The sequence below is a fragment of the Candidatus Borrarchaeum sp. genome (assembly GCF_019058535.1).
Taxonomy (GTDB): domain Archaea; phylum Asgardarchaeota; class Sifarchaeia; order Borrarchaeales; family Borrarchaeaceae; genus Borrarchaeum; species Borrarchaeum weybense.
This window is the reverse complement of record NZ_JAHPYX010000012.1, coordinates 1-15,462: the sequence shown is the minus strand read 5'-3', so window position 1 is coordinate 15,462 and position 15,462 is coordinate 1. Positions and strand designations below refer to the sequence as shown.

Below are 15,462 nucleotides of genomic sequence, written 5' to 3'. Positions count from 1 at the left end.
GATCTGTATAAACCTCTGTATCACCAGAGAGGCAGACACATAGATTAAGTCTGAACGTCCTAAAAGGCATAACTTTGACTTCATGTGCCATAATCGACATTCTATGGAGAGAGGGTTGACGATTGAATAATACAATATCTCCTTTTTTTAAATGACGCTCTACTACATATCCTGGTCTAAGGGCTTCACTCACTGTAGTTTTATCCTTTACAAACCGTAAATCAACTCGTCTTCCGTCGCTACGAATGATATAATTCGCACCTGGATGATCATCATGCCCTCGCATCACAAGGTCTCTCATTTCTTCAATATTCCATTCCGTAACACGTTCTGGAATTGTTAAAATTTGTGCAACTTCTTCAGGTACGCCTACTTCGTTAATACCCAGATTTGGATCCGGTGAAATAACAGTACGTGCTGAGAAATCAACACGTTTTCCTGACAAATTGCTTCTAAAGCGTCCTTCTTTTCCTTTAAGTCTTTGAGATAGAGTTCTTAAAGCCCTTCCTGACCTATGACGTGCAGGAGGAATACCTGAGACTTCATTATCAAAAAAAGTCGTAACATGATACTGTAAAAGTTCCCACAAGTCATCAACAATTAATTGCGGCGCACCCGCCTCAATATTTTCGCTTAACCTCTGATTAATCCTGATAATGTCAACTAATTTATGTGTAAGATCATCTTCTGAACGAACACCAGATTCCAAGGTAATACTTGGACGCACGGCAACAGGTGGAACCGGAAGTACAATAAGTATCATCCATTCTGGACGTACAACATCTGGATTAATCCCAATTAATCGACAATCTTCATCGGGCATTTTTTCTAAGATTGCCCGTATGTCGCTTGGAGTTAAACGGGCGGCACCAGACTCATGTTCTTCATAATAAGTAGTTGGTTTTTCAAGACGAATTTTCAATTTCTCTTTTCCACAATCGGGACATGTATTTGTTTTTGTTGCTTTTTTTAGGACTTCTTTTACAAGCTCAGGATCTAGTTCGCCCCATTCCTCTTCATATATATCCATTTTTTTAATAAAATCTTGCCTTTCATCGTCATTTAAACTAAGGCGGGAACAATCTCTGCATATTGCTCTAAGAGTCTTTTGGATAATTTTTGCGAAGCCTACGTGTATTACGGGGCGCGCTAATTCTATATGACCGAAGTGTCCAGGACATTCCCCCACCCTATTTCCACAGCTCTTACAGGTTTGGCCCGGTTCAATGGTTCCTAATCGACCGTCCATTAGTCCCGAGTCAATAGGGAGTCCATCTTCATCGTAAGTGTCAGCTGTGATGATTCTAGTTACGGACATCTTTCGTATATCATCTGGAGATAGTAAACCAAATTGGATTTGATTAATAATTTTTGGAAGTGTAGACATTTTATTTATTCCCTCTCAAGCAGGTTCTTTTAATCTTAAACGAGGAGAAATTCCAAGACTCATTAATTCTTGAAGTAACAGTTTAAATGCGTAAGACATAGTTACGCGGCTCACAGTTGTCTTGTCGCCACATATAGGGCAATAAAAACGATCTCTTGAACGATCTTGTACTGCTAACATTCCACATTCATCACAAACTATTACAACCGTTTTGTCTGACTCATCTAAAAGACGTTCCTTAAGTAATAGCGCTGCACCATGACCTATCAAACAGTCTCGTTCCATTTCGCCAAATCGAAGTCCACCTTCTCGTGCACGTCCTTCAGTTGGTTGTCTAGTCAAAATTTGGACAGGACCTCTTGCTCGGGCATGCAATTTATCAGCGACCATATGGTGAAGTCGTTGGTAATAAACAACGCCAATAAAGATATCCACCTCAAATTTTTCACCAGTCATGCCGTTATACATGCTCTCTAGTCCTCTATGATCGAAGCCAGCGTCTCTCATTTCTTTTTGTAATGTTTCTTTGCTTCCAGAAAATGCAGTGCCATCTTTTCTTTCACCTTCGATGCAGCCTACTTTACTTGCTATAGCTTCTATTATTTGCCCTACAGTCATTCTGCTGGGTATCGCATGAGGATTAACTATCAAATCAGGAACTATTCCATCTTCCGTAAAAGGCATGTCTTCTTGTCGAACTATGATTCCTAGAACTCCTTTTTGTCCATGTCTTGAAGCAAATTTATCTCCCAGTTCTGGAATCCTTTGATCTCTGACTCTTACTTTTACTAATCTGTTTCCATCAACAGTCTCCGTTACAATGACTGAGTCAATAACGCCTCGTTCACCGTGGCGCAGGCTTATTGAAGTCTCCCTACGAATAGGGGCAGGCATTTCAAACTCAGTATATTCTTCCAAGAATCTAGGAGGACTAGTACGCCCTATAATCACATCTCCTCCAGTAACATCAGTTTCTGGCTCGATAAGGCCATCATCAGCCAGATGTCTATAAGCTTCACTAACTCTATAGCCCCTTACATTTTTACCAGGTATTTCAAAACGATCCTCTTGACCTCCAGGATATCGCTTCTCTTCTACATCATAACATCTGAAAAATGTAGATCTGGCAAGACCTCGTTCAAGTGATGCCTTATTTATTATCAGAGCATCTTCCATATTGTAACCACCATGACTGAGGATACCAACAACAAAGTTTTGACCTGCAGGACATTTATCAAAATCAATTACATCCATCGCTCGTGTTTTCACTAGAGGAACCTGTGGGTAATGTAGGAAATGCCCTCTAGTATCTACACGTAGTTGAAAGTTCTTAGCATATAATCCAAGAGCTTGTTTTGACATCCCCGCTTCATATGTATTTCTTGGTGATTGATTGTGTTGTGGAAAAGGAATAATGCTTGCACAAATTCCCAAAATAGTCGAAATATCGATTTCAAGATGTGTGTGCGACGGTGTCAACTCTTCTGAGTCAATAGCGATATATACATTTTCTTCTTCTTCCGCATCAAGATACTCGACTAATCCATTAAGAATTAGATCGTTCCATTTCAATTCTCCTTTTACGAGTTTTTCAACGTGTTTAGGAGTAATTTTAGGTTGTCCATTCTCTACGATCATTAGTGGACGTCTAACACGCCCAATATCACAATTAATCTTTATTTCGTCAGTTTCATGATAATATGCAACATTTATTGAGTCATCAATTTCATTAGCACGTCTTGCCTTCTTAATTTGATCAACAAGTGCCGTTGGATTCGGATGAAACCCGATAAGCCTTCCATTAAGAAAAACACGTGATTGATTTGCTTCCTTTCCTTGTAGTTCGTCCCAACTCTTTACTCCATATGTTCTGAGTATCTCCTCAACGATATACTCATCTAACCCTACAGAGATATAAGCCATTAATGCAAGATTCTTAACCAAACCACAATTTGGTCCCTCTGGTGTTTCGTTGGGACAGTTATGGGTAATAAAACCGTTAGCAATAAAACTATGTGTATTCTCAGCAGTGGTAAAGTCACACATTATATCTTCATCAACCGATTGTATTGATTTTAATGGAAGATAAAGCATGCCAGTTTCAGCATTTGCAGCAGTCTTTTCAAAAAATGCTCCAACTGACCATGATGATTGTGGATGTACTACTTGCCTATCCTGATCTTTTCGTTGTATTGTTGAAGTAACTATACGATATCCTAAACCTAGTTCAGTTGCTATTTGTTTGGGTTGCATTCCCTGGTTGTACAACTCGATTGTTTTTTCTCGATCTTGAACTCTTTTAATTATTTGTTTTTCTCGATAGGCTAAGAATGCGCTGATTAGCTGGGCTTTATTTTGCTTTTCTTTGCAATATCTGTAACCAACATTATCACAAAGTTTTCTTATATTGTCTTTCGATGCGTCAAAAACTAGGTGAACTACTTTACGGTTTGTAGTTCTAGAATTCTTAGTTTTGATATGATTAATTCTAATGTCAAATTCTTCGAACATTTTCTTTAATTGTTCAAAGAATTCGATTTGTGAAATGACATGTTCTGGAGTTTTGTGAATTTCGATGTCGGGAAGTCGTATTTTATAACTATCTCGACGACCGCTTCTCTTGTAGCTCCACGCAGCGGAACCATCTCCCCCCATAAAAGCAGCAATAAATTCTCGTTTCACTAACTTATTAGTATTTGATAGCCATTTTGGAAATATGCTGGCTTGTTCGGTTCTTTTTCCTGATGGAATTCCAAGAGCGTGCATAAATCGTTTAAATGATCCACCTTTTGTGGTTAAGTAAGTTGCATATTGGATAATACGCTCGCCAATTTCGTCCGTAAAGGTACCTTCTTTTCGCGAAATTTGGTTTGAGGAATATCCCAATGTTTCAAGATCTTGTATTACTGTTTTTGCATCTTCCTCAGTTCCTAAATAAAATTCAACAGTGTTAGTGACGCTGCCATCGGTTAAGATGATTCCCATTAATCGTGCAATAATATGAAGATGTTCATGATCCGAATCTAAAGGCAAAAGTCCCAGTTGTTCTAGTTCTTCAGCATCTTTTACAAGCATGGATTTTTCTTCTTCTGATAGTTTTTCAGTCCAATTTCCATATAGAAACTCATCTCTATCGAGTATAGTAAATACAGCATATTTTTCTATCTCTTCAGAAGAGATATCATTAAGTACAGGTCTATATAAAACACGATCAGTTAATTTTAAATCACCAGCTTCTACCCAACCTCTGTCAGTAAGAAATGGATGATCTTCAGTAGCCCGTATCCTTTCTCCAGTTATAGTTTTAATTTCAAAAACACTTTTTCCTAATTGATACGCGGAGATTTTTTGATAATCTATGATTTTCGATTGAATTTCAGCATGAGAGTATTCATCAACAGTCACTATTTGGGATCGTTTGAAATCTTTCTCAAGAGCAAGAATTGGTAATTGAGAAACACCATCCTTTAGTAGCACTTTGGTATCTGGTGAGACGCATACCTTCCCCCAATGAGTGGGGTGAAGATCTCGCGCCTCAAAATGAGGTTGGCTACGACTTAACGGAGAAACAACACGACGAAGGTGACTTAATGTAGACATATAATTAGTACGGTCTAGTAACTGACTGACTCCTGCTTTACCGCCTACCCAATTCCCAGTTGCTAAAGCGTGTCTTAAACGCTCAGTAATTACATCTGCCCTTACTGCCGTTTTTATATTCGGTTTTTTCCCTCTCACTGCAGTTCGCTCAAGTTGATAGGTAATATCTCTTACCAGATTTAAGAAAGCAACTCTAAATAGACTCGTTAAAAGATCACCTGCTAATTTCAGTCTTTTATTAGCATAATGATCTTTATCATCGGCGTTTCGAATATTTAGGAAAAGTTCAAGTATTCGTTGTGCCATTTGACTCAAAAAATAAGCTTTTTTCTTTCGATCTGCCTCTTCTGTACCTATGTGAGGCAATAAGTATTTATCAAGTACCTGTTGTGCCCGTTTAATTCTATATTCACGCATTTGTCCAACCGCTACTCGTTTTCCAATGTAATCCAATGCGTCATCAATGTTTTTAATTTCTGTGGCTTCTCGAATAGTTGGTATTAGTTCCCGGATCACTTCAGGCCTATTTGAAATCGCATCAACAATACTCTTATCGGTTTCTAGTCCAAGAGCTCTTAAGACAGTTGCTAAAGGAATTTTTCTTGGAACTGAAGGGAATGAAACTCGTAATGAACCGTCATTTCTTCGTTCTACGGTAACAGGTGCTCGAAATCCTCTTGCTGTAGAAAATACCTTTGTAATATGTGTACTTGTTTTGCCGCTACTACTTTCTTCAATCAAGATCTTATTTGGGGCAAGATCTTCTTGTGTGACTAGAACTCTTTCTGATCCGTTAATAATGAAATAGCCACCAGGATCGCTTGGATCTTCACCAATCTCAACTAATTCCTGTGGTGACATTTGTGCTAAAAGGCACTTATTTGATTTGAGCATGACCGGTAGGCGACCAATATAGACATTAGCCGTTTCACCAGGTATCTCCACTCCTTCATTGAGGTCTATTGGTGTCATTTCAAGCTGTAAAGGTGCGTAATATGTCAAATTTCGGATTCTAGCTTCCATAGGTGTTATAGGTCGAACTGCTCCATCTGCTTCGCGGATGGTAGGTTCTCCAACCTCTACCTTACCTAACTTAACATAGAAGCCTGGAATGTCAGGCTCTATTTTTTCAATCTCATCAACAATTTGCTGAATACTACGTCCAATAAATTCATTATATGAATCTAAATGTTGTCTTACAAGACCTTTTTCAATAAAAAACGCCTTCATTAATTCCCATCTATCTTCTTGAGAGAGCATCCGCGCACTTCCTTTTTCATGGATTATAAATTACAAAATTCATTTTGAGATAAATATTAGATGACCTTCACTTACTGGTTCATTAATTGTCTCAATTTTAGCAATATAATAATGTGAAAGGAGTTATGTCCCCCTAAAGGCTTATTTATTCTGAAATCATTCTCCTGAAAAATCTGCTAGCTTACCTACCCAACAATGTCCGAATCTTTTTTATAACTTTTGATTCTCCTTCTGGCAGAAGTTCGGTTATTGTAGAATTGGCGGGCCCGACGGGAATTTCAGATCCGTCGTTGCGCTTGGATCCTTTGAACCCGTGGCCATCGGGTGTCTCTGCATTTTAATCGCTTAAGCTTTATTTACTGCTTAAGTGTAATGCGTAAAAGCCCGACGCTTACAGCCAAAGATATTAAGGCTTTGTCTACCTAGCTGAGCTACGGGCCCGTCCTATTTAGTAAATGGCCGTAAGTGAGATTATATACCTTGTATCTATCTTTTTTTTCTGTTTATCCATGCGCTGTAACTACTTAGAGTTTTAATGGATGGCGCCCTGGCCGGGATTTGAACCCGGGTCCTGGGAATTGCCCAACTTATGCATCAAACGCACATAAGTGAGTGACAGTCCCAAATGATATCAGCTAACGACTTGGTGATAATCGTTAAAGGCCGTGCTACACCACCAGGGCACTTAAGATAATTCCTTTTAGGGATTATGCTCAGTTCAAAGAACCTAAAGAGGGAGTTATTATTTTATTAAGGCAGAAAGGTTTACATCATACTTTTTTAAAAAGTTTATGGAAGTGGACATTTTATGTAATAGTAGCTAGATATTCAAGTAAATTTGTTGAGTTAGGGATATCAAGTCAATTTGTGGTGATCTAATTTGTTCTTAGGAGATTTAAAAATTAAGGAACTCATAACTGAGCATCAACTGGTGCAAGATTATGTTTCTTTAGAGAAACAGCTCCAACCTTGTGGCTTTGAATGCACTATAGGAACTATTTTCACTCTCGAAAATGATATGGGCGTTCTCGATTTTGATAATTCGAGACGCAATTTACCTAAGCGAAAACAAAAAGAATGGGATAATAAGGATGCTGTGATTTTACAAAAGGGCTTCTATCTTGTAGAAACTAACGAATCTCTTACAATGCCCGATGATTTAGTAGGTATCATTAATCCACGCAGTAGTCTTCATAGAATGGGGCTCTTTTTAAGGGAAGCACTGATTGATCCTGGTTTTAAAGGGCCTTTGGTTGTCGGTCTGGCCGCATTTTCAAGAGTTCAACTCTATAGAGACGCTCGAATCTTACAAATATCTTTTGCACGAGTTTTAGATATTTCTCTTTTATATGATGGAATATACAAAGTTGTTTAACATTCGGAGCCTCCTGGAGCGAGGCGATCAACTCAAGCAGGATCCTACTACTGTCGATTTTCACGTAGTAGTTAGTTTTGAATATCAAACATATTTATAAAGTCCATACTCAAATTAACTAATTTAATACAATTTTTATGGAGACTCAGTTGTATTCTTATAAATATTTTAACAAAAATGTTACAAAGCAAAGGAGTGCTTCAGTAAATGTCTGGTAATTTAACACAATTAGAGCAAATAAAAGCCCGTTTACGATGTATAGAACTCTTAAAAATCCTTAAGAAAAGAATGACTTATGAAGAACTATCAAAAATTCTGAAAGTCAGACCACAATTACGGGGTGAGTCTAAAAATGATTCAACACCACGTCCACTTCCTATTACAGTATTAAATCGATACATTAGAGGTCACGTCTTACCAAATGCGGATCGTACGGAGGAAATGTTAAAAATTTTGGAAAATGAAATTGACCTTGTGAAAGAAGTTAGAAATCGATTGAAATTTGACAACGGATACTTTGATAACACATCGTTATTAGGTGATACTCTATTGCTCCGCTATGTTGCACGAGTTATAACGCAAAAGTTTGCTAAAGATGGTATCACAAAGGTTTTAACAGCGGCAGCAGATGGAATTCCGATCGGAACCCATATTGCAAATGAAATGGAAGTTGATTTAGTGATTGCAAAAAGAGTTAGAGAAGTTGGCGTTAAAGAATTTGTGGAAGAAACGTATATTCCCAGTTTTTCAGGAACTAGGATGTCTTTGTATATCCCAAAATATAGCTTTTCAAGAAAAGACAGAGTTCTAGTTGTAGATGATGTAGTTCGCTCAGGAGAAACACAACGAGCCTTAATAAACATAGTAAAAAAGTCTGGGTCAGATGTGGTGGGACTTTTTATTCTAGTCGCTATTGGAGATTCCTGGCGTGAGGAAATTATATTACCTGACGAGAAGATCGAGACAATCCTTAATTTACCCAGCAATCGCTCATAATTATTAATCTCAATTCTAGAAACACTAAATTCTCTGGTTTGTTTATGAAAAATGAATTAGTTTGGGGCGGAAATAGAGTAAACAAACAGCGAGAACCTATACCTGTTTTCGAATATCGAAAGTTATTTCCAAAATATCCATGGGCCTTCATAGACGACATTTCCGAAACAGACAGAGTTGCAGATGCATATAGAGCTATAAAACATCCGTGCACTCAAAATTTTGTTGAATTCGTGTTAACGAATTATACACCCTCACATAAGAGACGATTTTTGCTTATTTTGCCATGTAGTAAAGCCAAGCCTTACAGTTTATCTACTTCGTATCTTTCATTATATCGTCCTCTCATTTATCTTTTCCTAGGACGCGATATAAATGATAAAAAATGTCCCATAGATGTTCTTACAATAAGCGGGATCATTGGCCCAGTTCCTTTAGAATTAGAAGAATATAGTCCCGCTCCAAATTACGATTTTTCTTTAAACAGCATTATTGGAGTTTCTGAATCAATGAAATTATTTGAATTACTTGCACAACGAATATCTGACTATTTAAACCAGATAATTGGTTTTTATGATAAAGTGTATTCACTTGTAGAAAACGCATATAGGACTGTGATAGAACTAGCGCTAAAGCAAATCCAGATTCAAGATGAAAATGCGCTAAAAAAGATTTATAGCCCCCCTACTTCCTCATCAGATCTCTCGGAACTGGTTAAGGTTATGATTCAATTAAAAAATAAACTCTATCCAAACTATGAGATTCAGCAACAAACTAGAAATCGATACTTTTTTGAGACTTTGAAAAAACGACTAAGAACTGCAAGTAGGATAATTTGTGAATTAGATTCACGAGTCTTGTGTTGAGTTTCCATTAAGACTATTATAATACAGAATCAAGCAGATGCAAGTTCACGTTCTTTTAAAACAGATTTTAACTCACTCATTAATTCTCCATGAGCGCATCCGTAATTCATTCCAACTGGTGGCATAGAGATATTTGAAAGCATAGGTTTTGTGGGAGGAGATGCTGAGAAATAATTCGTTTGTGTAATATTATGTGAAGATGAAAAACCTAACACCCTTAGAGATTTTATTTCATTTATGAGAGTTGAGAGTACTGCTTTAAGCCCCCTAATTTCTTCTGCCTGGCTGTCAATTTTGTGCAGAACCGCTTTCCTTGTATTTAGAATGTCCTTATGGACTTTTCCCTTATGAATTCTCAACCCTCTATAATTCTTGAAAGGTTGGAAGCAAATCTCGCAATAAATCACCATATTTAGTACTTCTCATAGAATCTTTTTAGAAAAGAGAGAGAGGGGTGAAACTGAAATAAGATAATTCTTTTTGTCATTTTCTAAATAGAGGTGGAAGTTCTACTAATTTTCGGCATAAACTGAGGAGATCACCATTTTTTCTGGAGCACCCCAGAGCGGGGCGACTAATTAAGATTTAATAGGTTAAGTCGACTTGAAAAAAATAGAATAGTAAAATTATCGGAAAATTTTTGTTTTTGATCTCAAAAGGGAACTGTGAAGATATATGAAACCATTTGAATGGAAACAGGACACAAAAACATTAATCTTTGTAGATCAACGCGCTCTGCCTTCTTTAGAATATGTAACTTGCTCAAAGTTAGAAGACGTGCTAGGCGCCATAAAAAACATGGTTGTCCGAGGGGCTCCAGCCATTGCTATTGCTGGCGTATATGGACTGGTGCTGCATGCATTTCATATCAAACAAAAAAGCTATGGCTCGGTCGATTTTGATAAATTTCTAATTGAATTAAAAAAGGGAGCAGCCCAACTAATAAAAGCACGTCCAACAGCAGTGAATCTTTCATTAGTCCTTGATAAGGTCTTACAAGGCATTTCAAAACTTTCAACCACAGAGGAAATTGTACCATTTATTTTGAGAGAAGCAGAACTAGCAATAGATGACGACCGAAAAATGAATCTCCAGATTGCAGCAAATGGCCTTGAACTCATAAAGGATAATTTCACCATTCTGATCCATTGTCACACAGGTGGACTAGCAGTAGCCAGCGGTGAATACGGAACTGCTCAAGGGATAGTTTCGCTTGCTTCTGAAAAAAGGAGAAATGTAAAAGTGTTTGCTACAGAGACTAGACCTTTTCTGCAAGGAAGAATCACTGCATTTGAACTCGCCCAGGAAGATGTAAATATTACTATTATTCCAGATAACGCCGCAGGGATACTTATTTATCGGAAACTTATAGATTGTGTAATTGTTGGCGCTGATCGCGTTTTATCTACAGGTCATGTATTTAATAAGATCGGAACATATGCGCTTGCGGTTTTAACAAAACATCACAAGATCCCTTTCTACGTAGCCCTTCCTATAACTACTTTTGATTTCGTACATAAACTAGAAGATATCATTGTCGAACAGCGAGACCCAAAGGAAGTTAGATTTTGTAGGGATCAACAAATAGTTCCTAATGATGTGCCAGTGTTAAATCCCGCTTTCGATATAACACCACCTGAACTAATCACAGCTTTAATCTGTGATAAGGGAGTCATATATCCCCCATTTGAGGAAGCTTTAGCTGCACTAAGAGAAGCTCCTTAAATTGGATGGTGCGTGATTTCATTTAAAATGGACCTCAAAAGCTGTGCAACTCTCGTAGGAATTTGCGTTAGTTCAGGCGAAAGACCTTCCCCAAAAGACACATCTTTTATTTGAATACCAAGGAACTTTATTTTTAATTTTAGTTCGCTCATAAGATACTTATTAAGGAGAGCAAGAGACATCTTATGAGTTGAAACAGTTATGTTATGAATTTCATCCATTTGAATGAGTTCGATTTCACCCGGTTCTTCACCCATATCAACGGCATCTATAATTAAAAGATGGCTTGGATTCCAGCTTTCGATAGGGCGGATAAAGTTTTCTGGAGTCGTACCTGTATTTAAAAGAAGAAATGGTGAGGGTAATGGGCCAAGATCTTTTAGTTTTTTAAAAATCGCGATCCCTATCCCGTCATCTCGTCTCATTTCATTTCCAATGGCAATAATCACGATATTTTTTGCACCTGTAAAAAATGCTTTTAGTTTATTCCATAATATTTGGCTCTTTTTATCAAGATTTTCAGGAGACTCCGATGGGTGAATTCTAGACATAGTATTCTCGCCAATAGAGGGTTTATTTGAATAGTTTTAAAAATGTATTATTGCAACTCTTTTGATGAGATCAAATAATGCAAGAGGGACTTTTGTGGTTAATTCGAACGATGAAACTTCAATAAATGAAGAGGAGAAAGAAGAAAGAGAACCTTATCCAACCCAAGACGGCAAATTAAAGGACAATTCTGTAATAGTTGAGGAAGGGGCAGATGTGATTTATGGAAATGGATATTATGGCTCCTTTGATGAAGATCGCAAATTGCTGCTCTCTCCTATTGAAAGCCTGCTCTTAGTAGAACGCAGTAGATTAAATGTAACCACTGATGACGAGGATGAGGCGTTCACATTCGATAAACTTCTGACATATTTCCTAAAAAATGATCCACAAATTTGGACAAGATATTTGGTTTATCGTGATTTGCGATCACGAGGATATATCGTCAGGGCAGGACTAGGTGACCCAATACACTACAGGATATATCCTCGCGGAGGAGTTTTAGGAAAGGATGAGGCAGCGTATCTTGTTTGTATTGTTGTAGAGGGCACTCCTTTTAAACTTGATGTTTTAGATAGCGTTACTCGTCAAGCGCGCAATGTAAGGAAAAAATTGGTGCTGGCGGTGGTAGATAATGTCGGCGAAGTCACCTATTATTTAGGTACTCAAGTCAACCTTGCAGTTAAAAAGCAAATATCGGATGTAACGGGCAAAGGTGGCATTCAAAAATCTTAGAATAACAAATACATTTTCTGTAACACTAAGTTTTTGAGAAAATGTGATTTTGTAATTTAATTTTTGTTTAAACCCTTCATTAAAAAATTATTAACGACAGAATAATGGTGAGATCTTTGAATCTCGATGAAACCTCTCAAGAGACAATTAGAATCGTTCCAGATACGTCTGTTATCATTAGCGGGGTACTGGCAGATAGAAAATATGATATTCCAACAGAAATTTTGATTCCGCGAGTAGCCCTCAGTGAGCTAGAATATCAAGCCAATCTTGGAAAGGCTACAGGTTATGTAGGATTATATGAAATAAAGAAATTAAAAGAAGTAGCTGACGCTATTGATAATATTCTTGACATTCAGATAATAGGTGAACGGCCTGGATTAGAACAAATTAAATTGGCCAGGGGCGGCGAACTCGACGAACTTATTCGTCAAGTAGCGAAAGAAAACAATGCAAAGTTAGTTACTTCCGACAGGGTCCAAGCTCTTGTTGCAGAAATAGACGGAATTCGTACAGAATATGTCAAGCCTAAGAAAGAAATATCACAAATTCAAATTGAAGATTTTTTCACAGGAGATACAATGTCTGTTCATTTGCGTGAAGGCGTACTCCCTATGGCGAAAAGAGGCACACCTGGTAATTGGTATCTTGAAAAATTTGGCGATCTTCCATTAAAACGAAACGAATTGCAGAATATTGCTACGGAATTAATCGAGAGAGCGAAAACTGAAAGAGGTTCTTTTATTGAGATAGATGAACCAGGTGCTACTGTACTTCAGTTACAACAATATCGTATTGTTATAACACACCCACCTTTCTCTGATAGATCTGAAATCACTATAGTTCGCCCAATTGTAACAATGACCATTGATGATTATGATTTATCGGAAAAACTTAGACAAAGAATTGAAGAGCAAGCAGAAGGAATTATTGTCGCTGGAAGACCAGGATCTGGAAAATCAACTTTTGTTCAAGCCATAGCAAATTTATTTGCAGAAAAGCAAAATGTGGCGACCCTTGAGAGGCCACGTGATCTTCAAGTTGGGCCAACAATCACCCAATACGCGCCATTGGGTGGTGATTTTGAAAAAGCTGCCGAATTACTTCTTCTTATAAGGCCAGACTTTGTAGCATTCGATGAAATGAGACGTACAGTTGACTTTCGAGTCTTCGCAGATTTTCGAATGGCTGGAGTCGGTATGCTTGGCGTTGTACATACCTCTAGACCTGTAGATGCAATTCAACGACTTATTGGACGGGTGGAGTTAGGTGTCATCCCACAAATAGTAGATACTGTAATCTATATGGATTCAGGCCGAATAACTAGCGTGTATTACTTACAAATGCTTGTTAAAGTTCCAAGTGGAATGTTCGAAGCAGATCTTGCCAGGCCTATAATTGAAATAAAAGATTTTGAAACAGATAAACTGCTTTATGAACTTTACACATTTGGTGAACAGGTTGTAGTGATCCCCATCGGTTCCACAGAGAAACAAAAAGTTATCCCTAAGATATCTGAGGAAAAACGAAACACTATTCTGTCAGTATTTGAACGATATGTACCCTACGCCCCTCTTGAAATAGAACCGCTTTCAGAAAACAGAATTATAGTTCGAACGACTAAAGAATATGTGCCCCAAATAATCGGAAAGAATGGTCTAAAAATAAAAGAAATTGAACAACAATTAGGTATTCGAATAGAGGTTCGTGAAATAGATGAAATGGGAACTGAGGAAAAGATTCCAATTGATATTTCGGTAAAAAAGAAATTTATTATGATTAGGGCTCAAGAGCACCCAAATGAGTTGTTGGTTCTCTATGTTAACGGAAAACAACTTCTTACTGCTAAAATAGGACAGAAGGGGATATGTAGGATTAGAAAGACCTCGAAGGATGGGAAACGACTTATTAGAACGCTACAAGAAGGTAAAAGGATTTCTGCTAAAAAATATTAAATCCTTCATTTGAGTATTTATCTTCGGAGAATATCTTCAACTAAGTTAATCGAATAGAGGGCATTTTAAATGGACAGCGATGAACTAAAAAAAATGTCAGCAAAAGCTGCGCTTGAACAAATCAAAGATGGAATGATCATTGGAATGGGCAGTGGCTCAACTGTTATGCATCTCATAAATTTGATCGGTCAGAGAATTAAAAACGATGAGATAGATATTATGGCGGTGCCAACTTCATATGAAACTGCACAGTTGTGTATCTCTTCAGGCATTCGTTTAACTACCTTAGATGAGCACCCATCTTTAGCGCTAGCTGTTGATGGAGCTGATGAAGTAGATCCTAATTTGAATCTCATAAAAGGTGGAGGTGCTGCACTTACTAAAGAAAAAATTGTTGGGAGTGCTGCAAAACTTCTCGCGATTTTAGTGGATGAAAGCAAACTTGTTAAAACCCTAGGAGAAATCGCCCCTCTTCCTCTTGAGGTTCTTCCTTTCGCGAAGTCAACTGTACTTAATCAACTCAAAGAATTTGGTATTCCTCAAGTTCGAATGAGTAATAGAAAACTTGGACCTGTAGTAACAGACAATGGCAATTTTATCATCGATATATTTGATCTAAGAATTAGAGATTATAGTAAAATGGAAAAACAACTAAACGCAATTCCAGGCGTAATTGAAAACGGTTTGTTCGTAAATATGGCTGATATAGTCTACGTAGGCTCAGAAAAAGGCGTAAAAACATTAACAAAACTTTAATTAAAAATTAGCAAAAGAAACGTAGACGCATGCTTTTTGTAAGTATTTTTGTAAAAATCCAAAAAATAGAGAAGAAGATTACGCAGGTGGTTTCTGCATATATTTTTTGAGTCTTCTTAACTCATTTAACATTTCTGATCTTAGTGAGGCCACTGTCGCCATTCCTGCATCAACAAGGTCTTCTCCAGGTGCTGGAGGTGTCGTTGGAGGTGCAGTAGGAGTTTCTGTTGTTGGAGGCGCTATTGGGGGTCCTGCTGG

9 protein-coding genes, 2 tRNA genes and 4 pseudogenes are annotated in these 15,462 nt (G+C 37.6%); 7 read left to right on the top strand and 8 right to left on the bottom strand.

The annotated features are described in order from the left end of the window. The 5 genes and pseudogenes from QVB70_RS00760 to QVB70_RS00745 form a co-directional block, all read right to left on the bottom strand. Window positions 1–1,387 (bottom strand): annotated as a pseudogene (locus tag QVB70_RS00760) (DNA-directed RNA polymerase subunit A'); the annotation flags it as partial. A gap of 15 nt (window positions 1,388–1,402) precedes the next feature. After that, a pseudogene (rpoB, locus tag QVB70_RS18410) lies at window positions 1,403–3,367 on the bottom strand (DNA-directed RNA polymerase subunit B); the annotation flags it as partial. Continuing rightward, window positions 3,368–6,247: pseudogene (locus tag QVB70_RS18405) on the bottom strand (DNA-directed RNA polymerase subunit B''); the annotation flags it as partial. Between the two features lie 258 nt (window positions 6,248–6,505). After that, window positions 6,506–6,688, bottom strand: a tRNA-Lys gene (locus QVB70_RS00750). A gap of 99 nt (window positions 6,689–6,787) precedes the next feature. Beyond that, window positions 6,788–6,930, bottom strand: a tRNA-Asp gene (locus QVB70_RS00745). Between the two features lie 197 nt (window positions 6,931–7,127). Here QVB70_RS00745 and QVB70_RS00740 point away from each other — a divergent pair. The 3 genes from QVB70_RS00740 (at window position 7,128) to QVB70_RS00730 (ending at window position 9,484) form a co-directional block, all read left to right on the top strand. Further along, complete coding sequence (locus tag QVB70_RS00740; protein WP_287582394.1) at window positions 7,128–7,622, top strand: 2'-deoxycytidine 5'-triphosphate deaminase; 495 nt, start codon at window positions 7,128–7,130, stop codon at window positions 7,620–7,622. Window positions 7,623–7,829: 207 nt separating this feature from the next. After that, window positions 7,830–8,618 (top strand): phosphoribosyltransferase family protein, encoded by a 789-nt coding sequence (locus QVB70_RS00735; protein ID WP_287582393.1) that lies wholly within the window; start codon window positions 7,830–7,832, stop codon window positions 8,616–8,618. Window positions 8,619–8,662: 44 nt separating this feature from the next. Beyond that, window positions 8,663–9,484, top strand: coding sequence for a DUF5591 domain-containing protein (locus QVB70_RS00730; protein WP_287582392.1), 822 nt, complete (start codon window positions 8,663–8,665; stop codon window positions 9,482–9,484). A gap of 29 nt (window positions 9,485–9,513) precedes the next feature. On the opposite strand, the gene QVB70_RS00725 is transcribed toward QVB70_RS00730, so the two are convergent. Continuing rightward, window positions 9,514–9,843 (bottom strand): hypothetical protein, encoded by a 330-nt coding sequence (locus tag QVB70_RS00725; RefSeq protein ID WP_287582391.1) that lies wholly within the window; start codon window positions 9,841–9,843, stop codon window positions 9,514–9,516. Window positions 9,844–10,159: 316 nt separating this feature from the next. Here QVB70_RS00725 and mtnA point away from each other — a divergent pair, with 316 nt between their 5' ends. Continuing rightward, complete coding sequence (mtnA, locus tag QVB70_RS00720) at window positions 10,160–11,209, top strand: S-methyl-5-thioribose-1-phosphate isomerase (RefSeq protein ID WP_287582390.1); 1,050 nt, start codon at window positions 10,160–10,162, stop codon at window positions 11,207–11,209. Here mtnA and hycI read toward each other — a convergent pair. Further along, entirely contained in the window at window positions 11,206–11,760 is a 555-nt protein-coding gene (gene hycI, locus QVB70_RS00715) for a hydrogenase maturation peptidase HycI (RefSeq protein ID WP_287582388.1), read from the bottom strand. The two genes, mtnA and hycI, sit on opposite strands and share 4 nt — an antisense overlap. A gap of 94 nt (window positions 11,761–11,854) precedes the next feature. On the opposite strand from hycI, the gene endA reads away from it, so the two are divergent. From endA to rpiA, 3 genes are all read left to right on the top strand, one after another. Beyond that, a complete protein-coding gene (endA, locus tag QVB70_RS00710) occupies window positions 11,855–12,493 on the top strand; it encodes a tRNA-intron lyase (RefSeq protein WP_287582386.1) in 639 nt (212 codons plus the stop codon). A gap of 116 nt (window positions 12,494–12,609) precedes the next feature. Next, on the top strand, window positions 12,610–14,448 hold the full coding sequence (locus QVB70_RS00705; RefSeq protein ID WP_287582384.1) for a PINc/VapC family ATPase: 1,839 nt from the start codon (window positions 12,610–12,612) through the stop codon (window positions 14,446–14,448). A gap of 69 nt (window positions 14,449–14,517) precedes the next feature. Then, window positions 14,518–15,204 carry a ribose-5-phosphate isomerase RpiA gene (gene rpiA / locus QVB70_RS00700; protein WP_287582382.1) on the top strand — a complete coding sequence of 229 codons (687 nt, stop codon included), beginning with the start codon at window positions 14,518–14,520 and terminating at the stop codon, window positions 15,202–15,204. 78 nt (window positions 15,205–15,282) lie between these two features. Here rpiA and QVB70_RS00695 read toward each other — a convergent pair. After that, window positions 15,283–15,462 (bottom strand): annotated as a pseudogene (locus QVB70_RS00695) (lytic transglycosylase); the annotation flags it as partial.